Origin of the sequence: Blastococcus sp. KM273129, from assembly GCF_021698995.1 — a bacterium.
In the GTDB taxonomy this organism is placed as follows: Bacteria; Actinomycetota; Actinomycetes; order Mycobacteriales; family Geodermatophilaceae; genus Blastococcus.
Genome location: NZ_SSXB01000214.1, coordinates 1 through 326 on the forward strand (window position 1 = coordinate 1; position 326 = coordinate 326).

Consider the following 326-nt stretch of genomic DNA (forward strand, 5'->3'; position numbering starts at 1 on the left):
GCCGTCGGCGCGCAGCAGCTGGGCGTACTGGTCGATGGCGTCGGCGCAGGCCGCGGCCAGGTGCACGGGCAGGTCGGCGACGAGCTGGCTCATCCCGTCTCCGGTGCGCCGGGTGGTGACGTCGGCCCGCGTGGCCGCTTCCTCGCGGCGCTTGTCCAGGGCGTCGGCGTCCAGCCGGGCCAGCGCGCGGCGCACCCGGGCGCGCAGCTGGGGCACGGTCAGCCGCCCGGCGTGGGGCAGGACGCGGCGCTCGACCTCGGCAACCACCTCGGGCCGGGCGGTGGACAGCAGGTCGACCAGGGCGCGCATCCTGCGCACGTCGATGC

At 77.9% G+C, this 326-nt stretch carries 1 protein-coding gene; it reads right to left on the reverse strand.

Annotated elements, in window-relative coordinates; all coding sequences use genetic code 11:
- Positions 1-309, reverse strand: a 309-nt coding sequence (locus E9565_RS22080) for a DUF222 domain-containing protein (protein ID WP_236836746.1), incomplete at its 3' end; no start/stop codon positions are given.
- Between the last annotated feature and the right edge of the window lie 17 nt (positions 310-326).